This window comes from Pseudomonas protegens (assembly GCF_003732485.1).
In the GTDB taxonomy this organism is placed as follows: Bacteria; Pseudomonadota; Gammaproteobacteria; order Pseudomonadales; family Pseudomonadaceae; genus Aquipseudomonas; species Aquipseudomonas protegens_B.
Genome location: NZ_MOAK01000027.1, coordinates 104,126 through 122,957, shown reverse-complemented (window position 1 = coordinate 122,957; position 18,832 = coordinate 104,126). Strand labels below are relative to the sequence as shown.

Below are 18,832 nucleotides of genomic sequence, written 5' to 3'. Positions count from 1 at the left end.
CGGCGAAAGGAGAGCGCATTCGCCGGCAAGCCGGCTCCTACAGATGAGGTATTGGTGATGCTTGAATCGCTGGAAAAAATGCTCGCCAAGGGTGTGGATAACGCCCTGCTGCGCTTTGGTCTGGGCAAGGGCTATCTGGATCAGGCCGAGTACGCCAAGGCTGTTGAGCACCTGCAACGCTGCGTGGCCTTCGATCCCAAGTATTCAGCGGCCTGGAAGCTGCTGGGCAAGGCTTGCCAGGGGCAGGGCGACCTTCAAGGGGCGCGCCAGGCCTGGGAGCAGGGGCTGGAGGCCGCACGCGGCCATGGCGACAAACAGGCGGAAAAGGAAATGACCGTGTTCATCAAGAAGCTCGAGCGCCAAGCCGGGGCCTGAGCGCCAGTGGCCTCTGGTCAGAGATAGCGCAGGGCGATCCCTTGCGCATCCACTTGCACCACTTCCATGCGCACCCGTGGCGCGACCACCGGCAGGCCTTGCACCTGCCCATAGACCACCGCGCCCTTGGGCAGTGTTGCCAGGGCCGGGCTTTGCACATAGACGCCACTGGCAGACAGGTTGCGGGTCTGCCCCAGGCATTCGCCAATGCTCTCGTGGGAAATCTTGATACGGAACGACTTGCGGTGATCGGACATCTTCAGCGCCCTTGTTCTGTGTGCTGTGGATAACGCCCTACGCGGGGTTATCCACAGATCGTGCCAGCTCGGTCAGTACCAGCGTGCCTCACCCGGCGGGCGCTTCTTGAAGCGTTTCATGCTCCACATGTACTGGCTCGGATACGCCCCGACATAGCGTTCGACCACCTTGCTCATGGCCGCACAGGAGGTTTCGGTGTCGGTGCTGTACATGTCTTCCGGGGCCGCTTCGAGGATCACCTTGTAGCCCGAACCGTCCGGCAGGCGCAGGGCGTGAAGGAAGACCCCCACGGCCTTGCCGCCGGCCAGCATGTTCGGCACGAACTTGCTGGTGAGGGCCTGGGTGGCGAAGAAGGGCACGAAGATCCCGGCGGATTCGGCCGGTTCCGGGTCGGCGGGAATGCCCACCGCACCACCTTTGCGCACTTCCTTGATGACGCTGAGGATGCCTTCCTTGGTGGAGGCCGCCACACGGTTGCCCAGTTGCACCCGCTGCTTGCGCAGCAGTTCGTCCACTGCCTTGAGCTTGGGCGGACGGTAGAAAATGATCGGTTTGCACTGGCTGCAATAGAAGTGGTTGAGCACTTCCCAGTTGCCCAGGTGGCTGGTGATGCCAACCACGCCCTTGCCCGAGGCCAGGGCGTCCTTGAGTACGTCAAGGCCCTCGACCTCCCGCACCAGGGCGATCGAGCGCTCGGCCGGCCAGATCCAGGCGCAGGCGCTTTCGGTCAGGGACTTGCCGATGTCTTTCAGGCTCTGGCCCACCAGACGCTCGCGCTCGGCGGGGTCCATCTGTGGAAAACACTTGGCCAGGTTGATGCGCACCACATCGCGGGAGCGATTGGGCGTCTTCCACATGATCCAGCCGATGGCCGCGCCGACCGCTTGCACCGCGCGCCAGGGCAGCAGGGCAAACAACCGCAGAGCACCCACCAGCAGGGCGCCTTTGAACTTATCCACACATGACTCCTGATCTGTCGGTCTTGACCTAGTCGCAGCCGGCTATTCTAACCGCGCGTTGGCGAGGATGGCGTAGCGATCACAATCCTGCGTGTGATCCATGACCATGCCCGAGGCTTGCATCAGCGCGTAGCAGATGGTCGGGCCGACGAAGGTGAAACCGGCTTTCTGCAGGCCGCGGCTCATGGCTTCGGCCTCCGGGGTCACCGCCGGGACTTCGCTGCGGTCCCGGAAATGATTGATCTTCGGCACGCCGCCGACGAAGGACCAGAGAAAGGCCACCGGGTCTTCCAGCTCCAGCCAGGCCTGGGCATTGCGCCGGGCGGCGTTGAGCTTGAGGCGGTTGCGGATGATGCCCGGGTCCTGCATCAGGTCCTCGATCTCGGCATCGCTCATCTGCGCCACGCGCTGCACATCGAAGCCGAACAGCACCTGGCGATAGCGCTCGCGCTTCTTCAGCACGGTGATCCAGGACAGGCCGGCCTGGAACCCTTCGAGCAATAACAACTCGAACAGACGCTGCCCATCGCGCAGCGGCACGCCCCACTCCTGATCGTGATAAGCCATGTACAGCGGATCTTCGGAACACCAAAAGCAGCGTGGCATAAGGCTCCAGGGGGCGTGCGCAGGACTGAATCGGGTATACTCCCGCTCCTTAAATCGCAGCCCAAGTAACAGGTGAATTTCGTGAGCCAGCCTACGCCAGCCGTGCGTACCTTCCAAGACTTGATCCTCGCCCTCCAGCAATACTGGGCCGAGCAAGGTTGTGTGGTACTTCAGCCCTACGATATGGAAGTAGGCGCCGGCACTTTCCACACCGCAACCTTCCTGCGGGCCATCGGCCCGGAAACCTGGAACGCCGCTTATGTGCAGCCCAGTCGTCGCCCGACTGACGGCCGCTACGGCGAAAACCCCAACCGTCTGCAGCACTACTATCAGTTCCAGGTGGTCTTGAAACCCAACCCGGAGAACTTCCAGGAGCTGTACCTGGGTTCCCTGAAACACGTGGGCCTGGACCCGCTGGTGCACGACATTCGCTTCGTCGAGGACAACTGGGAATCGCCGACCCTGGGCGCCTGGGGCCTGGGCTGGGAAGTCTGGCTCAACGGCATGGAAGTGACTCAGTTCACCTACTTCCAGCAAGCCGGTGGCATCGAGTGCTACCCGGTGACCGGCGAGATCACCTACGGCCTGGAACGCCTGGCCATGTACCTGCAGGGCGTGGACTCGGTATACGACCTGGTCTGGGCCGACGGCCCGTTCGGCAAGGTCACCTATGGCGATGTGTTCCACCAGAACGAAGTGGAGCAGTCGACCTACAACTTCGAACACGCCAACGTCGAGAAGCTGTTCGAACTGTTCGATTTCTACGAAAGCGAAGCCAAGCGCCTGATCGAACTGGATCAGCCGCTGCCGTTGCCGAGCTATGAAATGGTGTTGAAGGCCTCCCATACCTTCAACCTGCTGGATGCCCGCCGTGCCATCTCGGTTACCGCGCGCCAGCAATACATTCTGCGTGTCCGCACCCTGGCGCGTTCCGTTGCGCAAGCCTACCTGCTGGCCCGTGCCAAGCTGGGCTTCCCGATGGCGACCCCGGATCTGCGTGATGAAGTGTTGGCTAAGCTGGAGGCGGCACAATGAGTGCGCAAGATTTTCTGGTTGAACTGGGCACTGAAGAACTGCCACCCAAAGCCCTGAACACCCTGGCCGAAGCCTTCCTGGCCGGCATCGAGAAAGGCCTGCAGAGCGCCGGCCTGAGCTTTCAGGCCAAGCATGTCTACGCCGCGCCACGGCGCCTGGCGGTGCTGATCACCCAGCTGGACACCCAGCAGCCGGATCGCAGCATCAACCTCGACGGCCCGCCACGCCAGGCGGCCTTCGACGCTGAAGGCAACCCGACCCAGGCGGCCCTGGGCTTTGCCAAGAAGTGCGGCGTCGAACTCAGCGAGATCGACCAGAGCGGCCCGAAACTGCGCTACAGCCAGAGCATCAAGGGCAAGCCGACCGCCAGCCTGCTGCCGACCATCGTCGAAGATTCCCTGAACGACCTGCCGATTCCCAAGCGCATGCGCTGGGCCGCGCGCAAGGAAGAGTTCGTGCGTCCGACCCAATGGCTGGTGATGCTGCTGGGTGACGACGTCATCGACTGCACCATCCTTGCCCAGAAGGCCGGCCGCGACTCTCGTGGTCACCGCTTCCACCACCCGGACAGCGTGCGCATCACTTCGCCGGCCAACTACCTCAACGACCTGCGTGCCGCCTACGTGCTGGCCGACGCCAACGAGCGCCGCGAGCTGATCAGCAAGCGCACCGCGGAACTGGCAACCCTGCAAGAAGGCACGGCGATCGTCCCGGCCGACCTGCTGGACGAAGTGACCGCCCTGGTGGAATGGCCTGTGCCGCTGGTGTGCTCGTTCGAGGAACGCTTCCTCGAAGTGCCGCAAGAAGCCCTGATCACCACCATGCAGGACAACCAGAAGTACTTCTGCCTGCTGGACGTGGACGGCAAGCTGCTGCCGCGCTTCATCACCGTGGCCAACATCGAGAGCAAGGACCCGCGCCAGATCATCGAGGGCAACGAGAAAGTCGTGCGCCCACGCCTGACCGACGCCGAGTTTTTCTTCAAGCAGGACAAGAAGCAGAAGCTCGAAGACTTCAACCTGCGCCTGCAGAACGTGGTATTCCAGGAAAAACTCGGCAGCGTCTACGACAAGGCCGAGCGGATTTCCAAGCTGGCCGCCTTCATCGCGCCGCGCATTGGCGGCGACGCTCAGCGCGCCGCCCGTGCCGGCCTGCTGTCCAAGTGCGACCTGGCCACCGAGATGGTCGGCGAGTTCCCGGAGATGCAAGGCATCGCCGGCTACTACTACGCCCTCAATGACGGCGAGCCGGAAGATGTGGCCCTGGCCCTCAACGAGCAGTACATGCCACGTGGCGCCGGCGCCGAGCTGCCAAGCACCGTGACCGGTGCCGCCGTGGCCATCGCCGACAAGCTGGACACCCTGGTGGGGATCTTCGGCATCGGCATGCTGCCCACCGGCAGCAAGGACCCCTACGCCCTGCGTCGCGCGGCCCTGGGCGTGCTGCGTATCCTCATCGAGAAGAAGTTCGACCTCGACCTGAACGACGCCGTGGCCTTCGCCGTCAGCGCCTTCGGCAGCAAGGTCAAGGCCGCCGGCCTGGCCGATCAGGTGCTGGAGTTCATCTTCGACCGTCTGCGCGCCCGTTACGAAGACGAAGGCGTGGATGTGGCCACCTACCTGTCGGTACGTGCCCTGAAGCCGGGCTCGGCCCTGGACTTCGACCAGCGCGTGCAAGCCGTGCAGGCCTTCCGCAAGTTGCCGGAAGCCGCCGCCCTGGCCGCCGTGAACAAGCGCGTGTCGAACCTGCTGAGCAAGATCGAAGGCAATGTGCCGACCACCGTCGAAGCCAAGTACTTCGACAACGCCAACGAGTTCTCCCTGTACTCGGCGATCCAGCAGGCGGACCAGGCGGTACAGCCCATGGCCGCAGCTCGTCAGTACAGCGAGACCCTGGCCCGCCTGGCCGCCCTGCGCGAACCAGTGGACGCCTTCTTCGAAGCGGTGATGGTCAATGCCGAGGACGCCAAGGTACGGGCCAACCGCTATGCGCTGCTGGCGCGTCTGCGGGGCCTGTTCCTGGGTGTGGCGGACATTTCGGTACTGAGCTGATCAGGTAAGGAACTGCTGTGAAACTGCTGATACTCGACCGTGACGGCGTGATCAATCACGACTCCGATGCCTACATCAAATCGGTGCAGGAGTGGATTCCACTCCCCGGCTCGATCGAAGCCATTGCGCAGTTGAGCAAGGCCGGCTGGACGGTGGCGATCGCCACCAACCAGTCCGGCATCGCTCGCGGCTACTACGACCTGGCCACCCTCGACGCCATGCACGCGCGCCTGCGCGAGCTGGTGGTGGAGCAGGGCGGCGAGGTCGGGCTGATCGTCTATTGCCCCCATGGCCCCGACGAAGGGTGCGCCTGCCGCAAACCGAAACCGGGCATGCTGCGAACCATTGCCGAGCATTACCAGGCAGAACTGACAGGTCTATGGTTTGTCGGTGACAGTCTCGGTGACCTGGAGGCCGCAAAAGCCGTCGACTCTCAGCCAGTATTGGTAAAGACCGGGAAAGGCGAAAAGACTCTGGGGAAAACCCTGCCGGTAGGCACCTTGATTTTTGACGACCTGGCGGCCGTTGCCGCTGAACTTATCCACAATTAGGCCCCTTCTGGCATCCTGACCAAGGACTGTTCGGGAGAGCGCTTTTTAACAGGCGGGCATGCCCGCAATGGTAAATGCCGCTATGTCGATCCTGCAGGCCATCAGAACCTTCTTCTTTTACCTGCTGTTGGGCACCAGTTCCTTGCTGTGGTGCTCCCTGAGCTTTTTTATCGCGCCGTTCCTGCCATTCAAGGCGCGCTACCGCTTTATCAACGTCTATTGGTGTCGCTGCGCGCTGTGGCTGACCAAGGTGTTTTTGAACATTCGCGTGGAAGTGAAGGGCGCTGAAAACGTCCCCGAGCGGCCCTGCGTGATCGTCTCCAACCACCAGAGCACCTGGGAGACCTTCTTCCTCTCGGCCTACTTCGAGCCTTTGAGCCAGGTGCTCAAGCGCGAGTTGCTGTATGTGCCGTTCTTCGGCTGGGCCATGGCCATGCTGCGCCCCATCGCCATCGACCGGGACAACCCCAAGGCGGCCCTCAAGCAGGTGGCGAGCAAGGGCGACGAGCTGCTCAAGGACAAGGTCTGGGTGCTGATCTTTCCGGAAGGCACCCGCGTGCCTTACGGCACGGTTGGCAAGTTCTCCCGCAGCGGCAGCGCCCTGGCGGTAAACGCCGATCTGCCGGTGCTGCCAGTGGCCCACAACGCCGGCAAGTTCTGGCCGAAGACCGGTTGGGCCAAGCGGCCCGGAACCATCACCGTGACCATTGGCGCGCCCATGTACGCCGAAGGCAGCGGCCCGCGTGCCATCGCCGAGCTCAACGACCGGGTAGCAGCCTGGAACGAACAGGCCCAGCGAGATATGGGCTCATTGCCACCATTGGCGACTTCCACGGATAAGGTTGCTGTATGAGCTTCTGTGGATAACCTGTGTACGACTATTCGTACAACAACTGAATTAGACGTATAAATCACTGATTTATATGTATATTTCTTAAGCTCATAAAATTTTTAAAAACGTGCATAAGTTTTACCGCAACAAAAAAAACCGGCCTTGATGCCGGTTTTTTTTCGCCAGAAGTAACCCGGCGCCTCTACTCCTCCAGCAAGGGCAACTCAAGGATGAAACAGGAGCCCTGGCCCACCTCGCTACGGCAGCTGATCCGCCCTTGGTGCCGGTCCACCACCGCCTTGACCATGGACAGGCCCAGGCCCAGGCCATCGATGCCCTGGGCCGAGGCGAAACGCTGGTACTGACCGAACAGCAGGGGCAGGTCCTGGGCCGCAATGCCCCGGCCCTGGTCGATGATTTCGCAACGCAGCCAGCCCTCGGCACAGCTCACCTGAACATTGACGGTGGACCCCGCCGGGCTGTACTTGATGGCGTTTTCCAGCAGATTGAACAGGGCCCGGGTCAGCAGCGACTGATCCGCCAGGATCATGCTCTCGCCTTCCTCATCCAGATCGTGCACCAGGTGGATATTTTTCAACTGGGCCAGGGTCGTGGCCTGGTCGAAGGCATCCAGGACCAGCATGGCAAACATGCTCGGCGCGAACTGATAGGCCTCCGATTCGGCCTTGGCCAATTGCACGAACGCCTCGGTCAGCCCCAGGGCCCGACGCACCTGTTGCTCGATCTGGCTGTAGACCTGCTTGGGCTGCGATGGCTGGCGACTCTGTACATCCAGCAGCGCGAGGATCGCCGAATGGGGGGCGCGCAGATCATGGGAAAGAAAACGCAGCAGTACGCCACGTTGCTGTTCGGCGTCCCGCTCGATGCTGAGGTCGGTGAAGCTCAATAACCAACCGATGGCGTTGTCACTGTCCACCGGCAGCAGCGGCGCCAGTTCCATGCGCAGGCTGCGTTGCTGAATGTCGCGAAACTCCACCGCTGTCAGTTGCTCAATACGTGGGTACAGCGCCGGTTCCGTCAGGCCTGGATAACCCAGGGCGGCCAACTGCGCAATCAACGGCTGTCCGACCAGTGAGTGGGCGAACACTTCCCGGGCATTGCGGTTGGCCAGCAGAATCTTGCCGTCCGGATCGCTGATCAGGGTCGCCACCGGCAGGTACTCCAAGCCATCGGCGATAAAGCGCCGGGTGTCCCGGGTCCGGCTCAGGGCCTGTTCCAGGGCAACGATCTGCCCTTGCAGCACATCACCGGGGGGCTGGCTACGACGGCGTTCCGGCAACACCTTGGGCTCGCTGTCCAGGCGTTCCAGCTCCCAACCGAAATAGGCCAGGATCACGCTGAGCCGACGCCAGTTCCAGATCAGGTACGCCAGCAACATGCCCAGCAGGCTGGCGACCGGCGACCACCAGTAGCCCAAGCGCAGCATCAGCACCGACCCCAACAGGGCCAGCCCCATGCAACCCAGGGTTATCCACAAGGCGTGGCGCGGACGCCACAGCAACAATCCGAGCAAGGCTGCGGTCAGGACCATGGACCACAGCATCCCCGACCACTGGCCCAGGGCGACAATACTGCGATGCTGCAACAGGCCATTGAGCAGGTTGGCCTGGATCTCCACGCCTGGGGTCGTGCCCTGGCTGCCGGACTGCGGGGTGACATAACGGTCGCCCAGCCCCGGTGCGGTGGACCCCACCAGGATCAACCGGTCACGCAGCAACTCGGCCGGCACCTCGCCACGCAGCACGCTGACATAGGGCACGCTGGGAAAACCTGCCGCCTTGTCGATAAAGGCAATACGTACCGGGTTGGCTCGCAGCCAGCCCCTGGCAATCTGCGGAGTCCCGGGGCCCGGCATCAGCGGCGACAGCGGGTCGGCTTCGGTGAGCTGGTAGAGCAACCAGGTCAACTGCGCCCGCGGCGCCTGCTGCGGGCCTTCCCGCAGGTAGACGCTACGCACGGTACCGTCAGCATCGGCTTCGGCGTTGATATGCCCCAGGCCCCGAGCACAGTGGCGCAGCACCGGCACCGGAGGGATCTCCTCCAGGTCCTGGCCATAGCGAGCGACACCCTCGCGCAGTACCGGCAGGAACACCGTGCCGGCGCGACACAGGGCGGCGGCCAGCCGCGTGTCGTTTTCCACAGTGCTGCCGGGCTCGCTGAAGATCACATCGAACAGCACGCCCTTGACCTTGGCGTCCGTCAGCCGGTCCAGCAACTGTCCATGGATCGCCCGTGGCCAGGGCCAGCGTCCCAGTTGCTGCAGGCTGTAGTCGTCGATGGTCACCAACAGAATTCGCGGGTCTACCGGCAGCGGGGTAAAGCGTCGCAGGTTGTCATAGAACAGGTTGTTCAACGCCAGGCCGTGGCTCAGGGAAAGCACTGCGGTCAGGGGCAGAAGAATCAGGCCGACCCACAGCCATTCACGTACCAGGCGGCGAAACAGGCGCTGGGCCTGGGTCGGCTCGCGGCCGTTGGTCCGTTGCTTCCAGAGACTCATCGACGGCCCGCCGACGGGTTATTGAACACGTGTGGTCCTGGGGTAGTAGAAGATGTCATAGACCCCGGTTTCTCCTTCCAGGCCATGCTCGTCGAATGCCGAGAGCCGTACATGATAGAAAAACGCCTTCAGACCAGTGAAGTTGACTTGCGGGGTGCTGGAGAACTGTTCCTGCTTGATGTTCAGGAAATCCTTGTCCGTGGCCACCTGTGCCCGATAGCGACGGGCGCCCGGCAAAGGTTGAAGGATCAGCTGCCAGACGGGCAGGGCGCCGGTTTGTCCGGCCTGCCCCAGCAGCCGGGGCGCGGCCAGCAGTTCCACCGGTTTGAGGTCGCCCTGCTTCTGAATGCGCAATCCCTGGCGCGCCATGACCTGGACTTCCTCAGGCAGCGGACCTGCAGGTTTATCCACAACGCGCTTGCCGGAACGCCGAGCAGCCTTACTCGGCGGCTGGTCATCACGGCTCACCGCCACCTGACCGTTGAGCACCTCCACCAGGGAATGCTGGTCGTCATTGCGCACCCGGAAGTGCGTACCGCGTACCCCCAACACGCCGACGGGGGTCACGATCTGGAAGCGGTCGTGGTCGCTGTTGCGCTTGATCACATAGGATTCGATCTGGCCCTGTTCCAGGACCACCTGAGGAATGCTGTATTGCGTATTCAGTTGCAGGGTGACCTGGGAGCTGGAGGGCAACACCACTCGCGAACCATCGCCAAGGGACAGGCTGACGAAAGCCGATGGCGAGGTTTTCACCCCTTCTTGCTCATCGATGCTCATGCCTTCCTCCAGGGCCACCTCGCGGCCCTTGGCATCCAGTTTCCAGGCATCACCGGTCAGGTGCTCGACGGTAGCCGGCAAGGGCTGGCCACGGCATTGCTGGTTGTCATCTATATAGGGAAGGCGTTGCGGGGCGGCCTGCACGGCGCACAGTGGCAGGCTCAGGCCCGCTAGCAGCAATGCGGCGCACGCCACCTGCAACCGGCCAACGGACGGAGAAGGGCAGAGGTCATTCATGAATATGCTTTGAGCCTTTGGGAAAACCACGGCGAAATCCTACGCACCATACCTGAGGCAGCGCATGGGCAGAAAGCCGGACGCTGCGGGGCGTCGCCCAAGGAGAGGGGGCGAGTCGGAACCGGGAGGGAAGAGCACAGGGACAAAAAAGTGACACGTCCCTGTGTCGGAACCGGGGCGACAGGTCGCCCGGCCCAAAGTCCTGAGGAGGCACTCCCTGTATTCCCCTTCAACGACGCACGCAAGCGCGCGTTGTGCCGCCAGCCTGGCGGTTGACACTCCCTGTGTCGGAGCACTTCCAGGTGCCCCCGTGTGCCACTCAGCGGGAGGCAATGTAACGCTGGCCGGAAGGCTGCGACGGATTTGCAATATTTGTTCAGAATCATCGCTGCGCCCTCTTAAAAGACCCACCGCGGCGCGGGTTGCTGCTGACCCGAAGGTAGCGCTATCCGCCCTATTACCGGTTCGGCGTCCAGGGTCAGGTTCGATTCGCTGCGGATGGGCAAGACTGCCATCTGGTGGTAGCCCTCGACACTCGTTGCCTGAGAGCGGGCGCCAGTCAACGAAGGCAATGCACTGGCACTTATCCCCAGATAAGCCGCCAGCATCAAGCTGAAGAGGCGCACTGGATCATCGCCGCTGAATATTCTGACAAGCGCGATCTGGCCTTTCCTGAGCAGGTTCCCCATGGTTCTTTTCCTTGTTTGTACGAGCCGGTATCGTGCTGCTCAATAGTCCGGCGGCCCGTGCTCCGGGCGCCTTACCGGCTATTTGATATCAGCGTACCGAGGGACCCGGGGCTCAAGAGCAATTCGCCACAATTGTTCAGATTCGGGTCAGGCGCCTAAACTTCCCCTCAGTCCGAGCCCGGCAAGCCACTGCCTCGGGCGCTCTTGGAACCATAAGGAACTGCCTCGCATGCGTGTCGCAATACTGGATGACGAACCTGCGGAACTGGCGCGGGTGGAACAGACACTGCGAGAGATTCCCGGCCCCGGCGAACAGCCCTGGACCGTACACAGCTTCGAGCGCGGTGAGGACCTGCTGCGCCAGTTGCGCCGGGAAACCTTCGACCTGCTGATCCTCGACTGGCAAGTGCCGGACCTCAGCGGCCTGTCTCTGCTGCGCTGGACCCGGGAACACATGGATTCGCCGCCCGCGGCCATCATGCTCACCAGCCGTGATGCCGAGAGCGATATCGTCCAGGCCCTGAACACCGGTGCCGACGACTACCTGAGCAAGCCGTTTCGCCCCAATGAACTCAAGGCCCGGGTCAATGCGGTACTGCGCCGCCACGGCTTGCAGCGCAACAGCAGTGAAGAGGTCCTGAGCTTCAACGACCTGACCTTCGATGATGCCGAACTGACCGTCACCCGCGCCGGTGCGCCCATCAGCCTCACCGAACGCGAGTACCGCCTGGCCCGCTGTCTGTTCGCCAACCTGGGCCGGCCGCTGTCCCGGGATTACCTGTACGAACGATTCTGGACCCATGAGGAAATCGTTTCCTCACGGCCCCTGGATACCCACATCTACCGCCTGCGCAACAAGCTCGGGCTGACCGCGGATCGTGGCTGGCAGTTGCTGACCATCTACGGTTACGGCTACCGGCTGGAAAGTGTCGCGTCGGCTGACGAGCAGGGCAACTGACGGCTTGCCGTCAAAAGCGGCTTGATATCATTCCGGGTCCTGCCAGACATCTTCATAGCCGGCGCGGTCGATGATGAAGCGCGTCCCGCTCGGCAGATACAGGTAATCGATCACCTCCGGCAACAGCTCGAGCAGATGTTCGGCGCACAGAGGCTGGTAGAAATCCACGGCTGTGGAATGTTCGCCGCAGTGGATAAACCAACTGACCGTGCCGTTCTCCGGCAACTCGACCCGGGTGCCATAGATGGGCGACTGCGCAAGCGAGCCGATGGCCAGCGCAATCATCGGCTCCGGTGTCTGGGGAGCGAGGTCGTAGCGTTCACAGATAAGCTGCTGTCTTTCGTTCATTCGGCCAGCCACCAATTGAGCAAGGTCTCGTCATCGGTGTCATCGAGGTTTTTATAGATGTTGGCGTAGTACCACTCGATGCCCGTGGTCTCGCGGAAGCGGTTGAAGAACCGGGCGATGTTGTCCATGCCGTTTCGCGCTGGCACCGACAATGTCAGATTGCCCTTACGGCGCCCGTCGAGCATGCCGCCCAATTCGGTCACCACATCCGCCGCCAGGGCAACGATGTGTTCTTCCGGAATGTGATTCGAATAAATGTGGATGCAGAAGTTGCCGCCACGCTTGAGCACCACGGCAGGTGCCTGCGGGTCCTTGATCGAAATAATGTCGCCCTTGGCCAGGTTCAGCGTCAGCCCCGGTGAATAGAGAATCTCGTAACTGTCCTCATCGATCCGCCGTACATGCAGCGGCTCATAGACCGGGCCATGGTCGTTTTTCCCCGCAACAACCCGAATCGATATTTCCTGTTTTTCATCATCCATAACAAATTTCCGAGCGATGGCTGTTTTTACAAAGGGTTAAAAGAGCCGAGCCGGGCTCAGCAGCGTAGCGGGGTCAACTGCTCGATAAACACGTCTCGAAGCGCCTGTTCGATGGCCGGATCGTCTTGCAGCTCAGGTGCCAACAACAGCACCAACCGATCCAGGCCCGCACACCAGGTGGCGGAGCTGGTCATGCTGAAAATGATGCGGTCCTGTTCGATACGCACTTGTGCAACCCCGCCATAACCGGAGAGGGCAGGGCTGGAGATTTCAAGGTGGTAAGTGTCCTGGCCCAGGGCTGCATCCTGTTCATCGCACTCGGTGCTGCGTTGCAACAACAGGTAGTGTTCGGGCTCATCGGCGGCATCGGCAAAAGCCACAAGCCATACATCGTCTTCCAGGGTTGCGCTGAAATAAGTGGCAGGCCATTCAACAGTCATGCTTGAACCTCAAGTGAAGCCAGTGGAGAGCACTCGCTCATGCGCGCAGGCTCAATGGCCCCGTGCTGTAAACAAGTATCTTCATAGGCGATATGTTGGTCGTCGGTGATGGAGGACAGGTGTGGGGCATCCCAACATTTTGGGTACCTGCACCTGCCCCAGAACAGCCAGAGCAGGTCTGCCTCCGGGCTTAAGCACCGCTCGCAGAGCAACGACGAATCACCGCGCAGGGCAAAATCCGCGGCATTGAAACGCCAGGCGATGGGGTAACGCGCTTCATCGCATAGGTGGCGGCTTGTACCTGCCAAGGTCAACGTCCTTATTATCCAGTTAGCCTTCCACTTCCCAGGCCAGATCGGGATCAGCCGAGCCATAGGCCGAGAAATAAGCCAGGGCCTGTCTCGCTCGCTCTTTAGCCACACACTGATACCGCGGGTAACTGCCGGATTGGCCACCCGCGACCAATTCAACCCGCTGATCGTCAGGACTGTCTGCGCTGAGCAGGGTCTGCAACGATTGGTCGACGTCCTGGGCAATAAAGACCACATACTGATCGGCCGCACCGCCCCCGATATGCATCAGGGTCTCGTCGCTGAAGAAAAAAACCGTCGAGCTGAAAGCCTTTCCGTCCAGGCGGTTGAGCGCGGACAGCACCTGCGTCGAGTCGGGGTTCAACCACTCATGGGTATGGCAACGATTACCGGCATATTCATCTTCAATGATTTTCTTGAGCATTCGCCATGACTGCCTTGGCCGATAAAAACGTAAATCGTTATGGATGAGGGATTGAACAATCTGCCAATAAAAAAGGCCAACGCAAGCGTCGGCCTTTTTATTTTCAGCTGTGTCCCTGGATCAGAAGTCCAGGTTGGACACCGCCAGGGCGTTGCTTTCGATGAAGTCGCGACGTGGCTCGACCGCATCACCCATCAAGGTGTTGAAGATCTGGTCGGCACCGATGGCGTCTTCGATGGTCACCTTGAGCATGCGGCGCATGCTTGGGTCCATGGTGGTTTCCCACAGTTGGTCAGGGTTCATCTCGCCCAGACCTTTGTATCGCTGGATGGTGTGGCGCTTGGTGCTTTCCGCCATCAGCCAGTCCAGGGCTTCCTTGAACTCGGTCACGGCCTTCTTGCGCTCACCGCGCTGAACATACGCGCCCTCGTCCAGCAGGGTGCTCAATTGAGCGCCCAGGGAGACGACGGTCTTGTAGTCGTTGCTGCCGAAGAAGTCGCGGTTGAAGGTGACGTAGTTGGACAGGCCGTGGGAGATCAGCTCGACCTCTGGCAGCCAGACATTACGCTCACGGTCTTCGCGCAGGCTGGCCTTGTAGACCAGGCCCGACTTCTCGGAGGTGCGCAGGCGGGCGTCGTACTTGGCCAGCCAATCCTGCATGGCGGCGTGATCGGACAACTGCTCCATGGTCACGGCCGGCAGGTAGATGAAGTGCTCGGTCAGCTCCTGCGGGTACAGGCGCGACAGGCGCTTGAGGGTCTTCATCACCATGCGGAAGTCGTTGACCAGGCGCTCCAGCGCCTCGCCGGAGATCCCCGGGGCTTCGTCATTCAGGTGCAGGCTGGCATCTTCCAGAGCCGACTGGGTCATGTAGTCTTCCATGGCCTCGTCGTCTTTGATGTATTGCTCTTGCTTGCCTTTCTTGACCTTGTACAGCGGTGGCTGGGCGATGTAGATGTAGCCACGCTCGATCAGCTCCGGCAACTGACGGAAGAAGAAGGTCAGCAGCAGGGTACGGATGTGCGAACCGTCGACGTCAGCATCGGTCATGATGATGATGTTGTGATAACGCAGCTTGTCGATGTTGTACTCTTCGCGGCCGATGCCGCAGCCCAGTGCGGTGATCAAGGTGCCGACCTCTTGCGAGGAGATCATCTTGTCGAAGCGGGCTTTCTCTACGTTGAGGATCTTGCCCTTGAGTGGCAGGATCGCCTGGGTCTTGCGGTTGCGTCCCTGCTTGGCGGAACCGCCAGCAGAGTCACCTTCCACCAGGTAGAGTTCGGACAGGGCAGGGTCCTTTTCCTGGCAGTCCGCCAGTTTGCCCGGCAGGCCGGCAATATCCAGCGCACCTTTACGACGGGTCATTTCCCGGGCTTTACGCGCCGCTTCACGAGCGCGAGCAGCGTCGATCATCTTGCCCACCACCAACTTGGCTTCGTTGGGGTTTTCCAGCAGGAAGTCGGAGAAGTACTTGCCCATTTCCTGTTCGACAGCGGTCTTCACTTCGGAAGAGACCAACTTGTCCTTGGTCTGGGAGCTGAACTTAGGATCCGGCACCTTCACCGAGATGATCGCGGTCAGGCCTTCACGAGCGTCGTCACCGGTGGTGGCAACCTTGTGCTTCTTGGCCAGGCCTTCGGCTTCGATGTAAGTGTTCAGGTTACGAGTCAGAGCGGAACGGAAGCCCACCAGGTGGGTGCCGCCATCGCGCTGAGGAATGTTGTTGGTGAAGCACAACAGGTTCTCGTTGAAGCTGTCGTTCCACTGCAGGGCGATTTCCACGCCGATGCCGTCTTCGCGCTGGATGTTGAAGTGGAACACCTGGTTGACCGCAGTCTTGTTGGTGTTCAGGTATTCAACGAACGCCCGCAGACCACCTTCGTACTTGAACAGCTCTTCCTTGCCGCTGCGCTCATCCTTGAGGATGATGCCGACACCGGAGTTGAGGAAGGACAGTTCACGAATGCGCTTGGCCAGGACGTCCCAGCTGAAGTGGATGTTCTTGAAGGTTTCAGCCGAAGGCTTGAAATGGATTTGGGTACCGGTGGTTTCGCTATCGCCAACGATCTTCATCCGCTCTTGCGGCACACCGTGGACATAGGTCTGTTCCCAGATCTTGCCGCTGCGGCGCACAGTGAGGATCAGCTCTTCGGACAGCGCGTTCACTACCGACACACCTACGCCGTGCAGACCGCCGGAGACCTTGTAGGAGTTATCGTCGAACTTACCGCCGGCGTGGAGCACGGTCATGATGACCTCTGCCGCCGAGACGCCTTCTTCTTTATGCACATCGACCGGGATGCCGCGACCATTGTCGCGAACGGTGATGGATTCGTCCGGGTGGATGATGATGCTGATGTCGTCGCAGTGGCCGGCCAGCGCTTCGTCGATGGAGTTATCGACCACCTCGAACACCATGTGGTGCAGACCGCTACCGTCATCGGTGTCGCCAATGTACATACCGGGACGTTTGCGTACGGCATCCAAACCTTTCAGCACCTTGATGCTGGTCGAGTCGTACGTATTTTCTTCGCTCATGCCTTCACTCCCGATGGTCGTGGGTCTGGGTGATACGGCCTTGTTCCACGTGGAACAAAGCGACTGGCGTTTCCGTCTGCCAGCCTTCCCTCAATAATTCGTGGTCTACACAGGTGATAAACACCTGGCAGCGTAAGTCTTCCAACAAGCGACAAAGTGCGCGGCGATGCTGCTCGTCCAACTCGGACGGCAAATCATCCACCAGATAAATACACTGACCGCGACGGGCCTGGCTCACCAAGTGCCCCTGGGCAATGCGCAAGGCACAGACCACCAACTTCTGCTGGCCACGGGACAAGATGTCCGCGGCGTTGTGTCCGCCTAAGCGCAGACGCAAATCAGCACGTTGTGGACCGGCCTGGGTATGACCCATTTGCTGATCGCGGTGCAGGGCGGTCGCGAGGACTTCACTGAGCTCTCGTTCCTTGTCCCAACCGCGGTAATAGCTAAGCGTCAGGCCCTCGAGCTGCAACAACTCGCCCAAGGTCCGCTCAAAGACTGGTTTCAAGGCTTTGATGTATGCGCGGCGGTATTCATCGATTTCAGCGCTGGCCTGACACAGTTCCCGGTCCCAGGCCGCTTGCGAAGCGGCGTCAAGTGTACCATGCCGCAGCCATGAGTTCCGCTGCCTCAGGGCCTTCTGCAAGCGCTGCCAGGTGGACATGAAGCGAGGTTCCACATGGAACACTCCCCAGTCCAGGAACTGTCGACGGATCTTTGGAGCGCCTTCCAGCAGGCGAAAGCTGTCTGGGTTGATCAGTTGCAGCGGCAGGATCTCTGCCAGCTGCGCCGCGCTGCGGGCATTCTGACCGTCGATACGGATCTGGAACTCCCCCTGACGATCCCGAGATATCCCCAGGCTACTATGCCCACCCTGGGCCAACTCCACCTGGCCGAAGACCGTACAGGCCAACTGTTCATACTGGATCACCGGCAACAGGCGGGCACTGCGAAACGAGCGGGCAAGCCCCAGCAGATGGATGGCTTCCAGCACGCTGGTTTTGCCACTGCCGTTGGCGCCGTAGAGAAGGTTGATGCGGGGAGAGGGGGAGAAGGTCACCGGGTGCAGATTGCGCACCGCGGTGACCGAGACGCGACTGAGGGACATCTAGCTTCTGCTGGGCATGATTACAGGCGCATCGGCATGACAACGTAAGCCGAGTCGTCGTTGTCGGATTCCTGCACCAGCGCACTGCTGTTGGAATCGGACAGGATCAAGCGCACCTGTTCGGTGGTCATCACCCCCAGCACGTCCAGCAGGTAGCTGACGTTGAAGCCGATTTCCAGCGAGCCGCCGTTGTACTCCACGCCCACTTCTTCTTCCGCTTCTTCCTGCTCCGGGTTGTTGGCCTGGATCTTCAGCTGACCATTGGCCAGTTGCAGACGGATGCCGCGGTACTTTTCGTTGGACAGGATCGCGGTGCGGCTGAAGGCTTCACGCAGGGCCTGGCGATCACCCAGCACCAGCTTGTCACCGCCTTTTGGCAGCACGCGCTCGTAGTCAGGGAACTTGCCGTCCACCAGCTTGGAGGTGAAGGTGAACTCGCCGGTGGTGGCACGAATGTGGTGCTGACCCAGGACGATGCTGACGTTGCCATCCGGCTCGGTGAGCAGACGGGCCAGTTCCAGGATGCCTTTGCGCGGCACGATCACCTGGTGGCGATCCGGCTGGCCGATATCCGCCTGCATCGAGCACATCGCCAGACGGTGACCATCGGTGGCCACGGCACGGATGATGCCGGCGGACACCTCCAGCAGCATGCCGTTGAGGTAGTAGCGCACGTCCTGCTGGGCCATGGCGAAGCTGGTGCGTTCGATCAGGCGACGCAGGCGGCTTTGCTCCAGCTGGCAGGTCAGCGAGCCAGGGCCTTCTTCCACGGTAGGGAAGTCGTTGGCTGGCAGGGTCGACAGGGTAAAGCGGCTACGACCGGCCTTCACCACCAGTTTCTGCTCGTCGACCTTGATGTCGATCAGAGCGTCGTTGGGCAGGCTCTTGCAGATGTCCATCAGCTTGCGCGCGGGAACGGTGATTTCCCCCGGCTCGGCTGGCTCTTCAAGTTGCACACGACCAACCAGCTCGACTTCCAGGTCGGTACCGGTCAGCGACAGTTGCTGGCCTTCGACAACCAGCAGCACGTTGGAAAGTACCGGCAAGGTCTGACGGCGTTCGACGACGCCGGCGACCAGTTGCAGGGGTTTCAACAGGGCTTCGCGTTGAATGGTGAAATGCATGGTCTAGTCCCTTGCCTTAATAAGCTGCGTTGGAGTCATCAAGTGGTCAGAGTACGCAGCAGGTTCTTGTAGTCCTCGCGGATGTCCGCGTCGGATTCCTTAAGTTCATTGATCTTGCGGCAGGCGTGCAGAACCGTGGTGTGGTCGCGGCCGCCGAACACATCGCCGATTTCCGGCAGGCTGTGGTTGGTCAGTTCCTTGGACAGGG

20 protein-coding genes are annotated in these 18,832 nt (G+C 61.1%); 6 read left to right on the top strand and 14 right to left on the bottom strand.

Annotated elements, in window-relative coordinates:
- The first annotated feature begins 54 nt into the window (after positions 1 to 54).
- Entirely contained in the window at positions 55 to 375 is a 321-nt protein-coding gene (locus BLX41_RS03125) for a tetratricopeptide repeat protein (protein WP_167365710.1), read from the top strand.
- A 17-nt stretch (positions 376 to 392) separates the two neighbouring features.
- On the opposite strand, the gene BLX41_RS03120 is transcribed toward BLX41_RS03125, so the two are convergent.
- The 3 genes from BLX41_RS03120 to tag all read right to left on the bottom strand — a co-directional run bounded on the left by BLX41_RS03120 (position 393) and on the right by tag (position 2,198).
- On the bottom strand, positions 393 to 632 hold the full coding sequence (locus BLX41_RS03120; RefSeq protein ID WP_123723723.1) for a PilZ domain-containing protein: 240 nt from the start codon (positions 630 to 632) through the stop codon (positions 393 to 395).
- Positions 633 to 704: 72 nt separating this feature from the next.
- Positions 705 to 1,592, bottom strand: coding sequence for a lysophospholipid acyltransferase (locus BLX41_RS03115; protein WP_123723722.1), 888 nt, complete (start codon positions 1,590 to 1,592; stop codon positions 705 to 707).
- A gap of 42 nt (positions 1,593 to 1,634) precedes the next feature.
- Positions 1,635 to 2,198 (bottom strand): DNA-3-methyladenine glycosylase I, encoded by a 564-nt coding sequence (gene tag / locus BLX41_RS03110; RefSeq protein ID WP_123723721.1) that lies wholly within the window; start codon positions 2,196 to 2,198, stop codon positions 1,635 to 1,637.
- An 81-nt stretch (positions 2,199 to 2,279) separates the two neighbouring features.
- Here tag and glyQ point away from each other — a divergent pair, with 81 nt between their 5' ends.
- The 4 genes from glyQ to BLX41_RS03090 all read left to right on the top strand — a co-directional run bounded on the left by glyQ (position 2,280) and on the right by BLX41_RS03090 (position 6,688).
- Positions 2,280 to 3,233 carry a glycine--tRNA ligase subunit alpha gene (glyQ, locus tag BLX41_RS03105; RefSeq protein ID WP_003177094.1) on the top strand — a complete coding sequence of 318 codons (954 nt, stop codon included), beginning with the start codon at positions 2,280 to 2,282 and terminating at the stop codon, positions 3,231 to 3,233.
- On the top strand, positions 3,230 to 5,284 hold the full coding sequence (glyS, locus tag BLX41_RS03100; RefSeq protein ID WP_123723720.1) for a glycine--tRNA ligase subunit beta: 2,055 nt from the start codon (positions 3,230 to 3,232) through the stop codon (positions 5,282 to 5,284). Before glyQ ends, glyS begins: the two co-directional genes overlap by 4 nt.
- A gap of 17 nt (positions 5,285 to 5,301) precedes the next feature.
- Positions 5,302 to 5,835, top strand: a complete 534-nt coding sequence (gene gmhB / locus BLX41_RS03095) for a D-glycero-beta-D-manno-heptose 1,7-bisphosphate 7-phosphatase (protein WP_123723719.1) — start codon at positions 5,302 to 5,304, stop codon at positions 5,833 to 5,835.
- A gap of 82 nt (positions 5,836 to 5,917) precedes the next feature.
- Positions 5,918 to 6,688, top strand: coding sequence for a lysophospholipid acyltransferase family protein (locus tag BLX41_RS03090; RefSeq protein ID WP_123723718.1), 771 nt, complete (start codon positions 5,918 to 5,920; stop codon positions 6,686 to 6,688).
- Positions 6,689 to 6,869: 181 nt separating this feature from the next.
- On the opposite strand, the gene BLX41_RS03085 is transcribed toward BLX41_RS03090, so the two are convergent.
- From BLX41_RS03085 to BLX41_RS03075, 3 genes are all read right to left on the bottom strand, one after another.
- A complete protein-coding gene (locus tag BLX41_RS03085; RefSeq protein ID WP_123723717.1) occupies positions 6,870 to 9,185 on the bottom strand; it encodes a CHASE2 domain-containing protein in 2,316 nt (771 codons plus the stop codon).
- An 18-nt stretch (positions 9,186 to 9,203) separates the two neighbouring features.
- Positions 9,204 to 10,202, bottom strand: coding sequence for a FecR family protein (locus BLX41_RS03080; protein WP_123723716.1), 999 nt, complete (start codon positions 10,200 to 10,202; stop codon positions 9,204 to 9,206).
- A 398-nt stretch (positions 10,203 to 10,600) separates the two neighbouring features.
- On the bottom strand, positions 10,601 to 10,891 hold the full coding sequence (locus BLX41_RS03075; protein WP_123723715.1) for a hypothetical protein: 291 nt from the start codon (positions 10,889 to 10,891) through the stop codon (positions 10,601 to 10,603).
- Between the two features lie 229 nt (positions 10,892 to 11,120).
- Here BLX41_RS03075 and BLX41_RS03070 point away from each other — a divergent pair, with 229 nt between their 5' ends.
- A complete protein-coding gene (locus BLX41_RS03070) occupies positions 11,121 to 11,849 on the top strand; it encodes a response regulator transcription factor (protein WP_123723714.1) in 729 nt (242 codons plus the stop codon).
- Positions 11,850 to 11,876: 27 nt separating this feature from the next.
- Here BLX41_RS03070 and BLX41_RS03065 read toward each other — a convergent pair whose 3' ends face one another.
- The 8 genes from BLX41_RS03065 to BLX41_RS34300 all read right to left on the bottom strand — a co-directional run.
- Complete coding sequence (locus BLX41_RS03065) at positions 11,877 to 12,197, bottom strand: immunity protein Imm33 domain-containing protein (RefSeq protein ID WP_185073353.1); 321 nt, start codon at positions 12,195 to 12,197, stop codon at positions 11,877 to 11,879.
- On the bottom strand, positions 12,194 to 12,679 hold the full coding sequence (locus tag BLX41_RS03060) for a DUF4265 domain-containing protein (RefSeq protein ID WP_123723712.1): 486 nt from the start codon (positions 12,677 to 12,679) through the stop codon (positions 12,194 to 12,196). The genes BLX41_RS03065 and BLX41_RS03060 overlap by 4 nt, the downstream gene beginning before the upstream one ends.
- A gap of 56 nt (positions 12,680 to 12,735) precedes the next feature.
- A complete protein-coding gene (locus tag BLX41_RS03055) occupies positions 12,736 to 13,119 on the bottom strand; it encodes an Imm10 family immunity protein (protein ID WP_123723711.1) in 384 nt (127 codons plus the stop codon).
- A gap of 330 nt (positions 13,120 to 13,449) precedes the next feature.
- Complete coding sequence (locus BLX41_RS03045) at positions 13,450 to 13,854, bottom strand: Imm1 family immunity protein (protein ID WP_123723709.1); 405 nt, start codon at positions 13,852 to 13,854, stop codon at positions 13,450 to 13,452.
- 120 nt (positions 13,855 to 13,974) lie between these two features.
- On the bottom strand, positions 13,975 to 16,392 hold the full coding sequence (gene gyrB / locus BLX41_RS03040; RefSeq protein ID WP_123723708.1) for a DNA topoisomerase (ATP-hydrolyzing) subunit B: 2,418 nt from the start codon (positions 16,390 to 16,392) through the stop codon (positions 13,975 to 13,977).
- Between the two features lie 4 nt (positions 16,393 to 16,396).
- Positions 16,397 to 17,500, bottom strand: a complete 1,104-nt coding sequence (gene recF / locus BLX41_RS03035; RefSeq protein ID WP_123723707.1) for a DNA replication/repair protein RecF — start codon at positions 17,498 to 17,500, stop codon at positions 16,397 to 16,399.
- 20 nt (positions 17,501 to 17,520) lie between these two features.
- Positions 17,521 to 18,624, bottom strand: coding sequence for a DNA polymerase III subunit beta (dnaN, locus tag BLX41_RS03030; RefSeq protein ID WP_011058392.1), 1,104 nt, complete (start codon positions 18,622 to 18,624; stop codon positions 17,521 to 17,523).
- 38 nt (positions 18,625 to 18,662) lie between these two features.
- Positions 18,663 to 18,832, bottom strand: a 170-nt coding sequence (locus tag BLX41_RS34300; RefSeq protein ID WP_311197399.1) for a helix-turn-helix domain-containing protein, incomplete at its 5' end; no start/stop codon positions are given.